The organism is Weissella muntiaci, assembly GCF_008107635.1.
Taxonomy (GTDB): Bacteria; Bacillota; Bacilli; order Lactobacillales; family Lactobacillaceae; genus Weissella; species Weissella muntiaci.
In genome coordinates this window covers 1-1,242 of sequence record NZ_SDGZ01000021.1, presented here as the reverse complement: position 1 = coordinate 1,242, position 1,242 = coordinate 1, and the positions used below count along the sequence as shown (strand labels likewise).

General features: G+C 38.2%; 4 protein-coding genes. All 4 read left to right on the top strand.

Annotation, left to right across the window (positions count from 1 at the left end; translation table 11 throughout):
- Positions 1–49 precede the first annotated feature (49 nt).
- Genes ESZ50_RS09025 through ESZ50_RS09010 form a run of 4 tightly spaced genes read left to right on the top strand, consistent with a single transcriptional unit; the run spans position 50 to position 1,185 of the window.
- Positions 50–313, top strand: coding sequence for a helix-turn-helix domain-containing protein (locus ESZ50_RS09025; protein ID WP_148623241.1), 264 nt, complete (start codon positions 50–52; stop codon positions 311–313).
- On the top strand, positions 292–627 hold the full coding sequence (locus tag ESZ50_RS09020; RefSeq protein ID WP_148623240.1) for a hypothetical protein: 336 nt from the start codon (positions 292–294) through the stop codon (positions 625–627). The genes ESZ50_RS09025 and ESZ50_RS09020 overlap by 22 nt, the downstream gene beginning before the upstream one ends.
- Before the next feature lies 1 nt (position 628).
- Positions 629–910 carry a hypothetical protein gene (locus ESZ50_RS09015; RefSeq protein WP_148623239.1) on the top strand — a complete coding sequence of 94 codons (282 nt, stop codon included), beginning with the start codon at positions 629–631 and terminating at the stop codon, positions 908–910.
- Entirely contained in the window at positions 907–1,185 is a 279-nt protein-coding gene (locus ESZ50_RS09010; RefSeq protein WP_148623238.1) for a hypothetical protein, read from the top strand. Before ESZ50_RS09015 ends, ESZ50_RS09010 begins: the two co-directional genes overlap by 4 nt.
- The last annotated feature ends 57 nt before the right edge of the window (positions 1,186–1,242 follow it).

Genomic DNA, 1,242 nt, shown 5'->3' with positions numbered 1-1,242 from the left:
GCCTAAACCTAAATCAATCAACCCTCATCGATAGAAAGTAGGTATCTATATGCATAGTATAGCAGATTGGGCGCCTTTTGTGGCGCTAAACGGAGCAATACACAAATTGATTGATGCCATTGATCGACTAACTATTCAAAGTCCGTGGCTACTCCAGAAAGAAGCAGTTAAATATGTCCGATTATCAAATAACACATTTGTTGCCTTGGTAGATAAGGGCGTGATTAAAAAGCACTCTTTGGATGAGTACGGAATTGTTAAAACACTATATAACGTGAAGGAGTTAGACGAATGGTTGTTGAAGCAAAAGTAAAACATATCGAGATGGATGCGTTATTCATATCCGATGTAGTCGAAAATTTGAAAGTGTATTCAAAAGCTAGTAAATCGTTGATGCATCCCTTATTGCGATCATATATCAGCATCACATTACCATTTATCGAACTCTGGTTAAGCGTTGATGCACATGAGCTTATGACCTATCAAGAGTTTAGGCAACACGTAATTCGTGATGTGGTTGACGTTTGGTTGACAAATAGACAACCAAAATTCTTGAAACAGCTAATTATGGATCATGCGGTTGCGACTGCAGACAAGTTGTCGAATATCGCCTTTGGAGGAATGTAATATGACTAATGGTAATACCTACATGAATGAATATGATCATGCATTGAGTCTTTTGGTTTCATGGCCTATCTATTCTCTTCGTGTATTGCATGGAGATAGAATTAGGTATTTATCAGCCGTGGTTGATAAAGCCCACAACGCAGGGATGGATAGCAATAACATCGTATCACTATTGTTTTTGATTAATTCTCAGATTACTAAGCTATCTTTTAATGAAGAACTAATTGATCAAATTATTGATACAGTACAGATTTGCTACACCAGTAAGGAGGCTTCGAAATGACAATGACTAAAGAGAGCGCCGAAGAGGCATTGAACACGATTATTGCTAATCCCGCTGGAGTTATTGCAACTATGGGATGGGACGAACAACAATTTGCTATGCATCTAACGGTCTTTAGCGCGGTTGCTGGGATGTCTGTAGAAAATATGGTTGCAGTACATCGGGTGATTTTTGACCAACTTGGTTACACGGGACTAGATGATGAAAATTTTGTTTTGAAGCTTCGAGATAACATTCGCAGGAAGTTTCATTCAAAGGAGGTTGAACATGTCTGAGAAGCAATTCTTTTGGATCAAACTAAAGTCAGCGTTTTTCAATGATCCATATATCAA

Bases quoted from the DNA above. Each gene is read 5' to 3' on its own strand.
- ESZ50_RS09010 (WP_148623238.1), top strand. From the start codon at position 907: ATGACAATGACTAAAGAGAGCGCCGAAGAGGCATTGAACACGATTATT.
- ESZ50_RS09015 (WP_148623239.1), top strand. From the start codon at position 629: ATGACTAATGGTAATACCTACATGAATGAATATGATCATGCATTGAGT.
- ESZ50_RS09025 (WP_148623241.1), top strand. From the start codon at position 50: ATGCATAGTATAGCAGATTGGGCGCCTTTTGTGGCGCTAAACGGAGCA.
- ESZ50_RS09020 (WP_148623240.1), top strand. From the start codon at position 292: ATGGTTGTTGAAGCAAAAGTAAAACATATCGAGATGGATGCGTTATTC.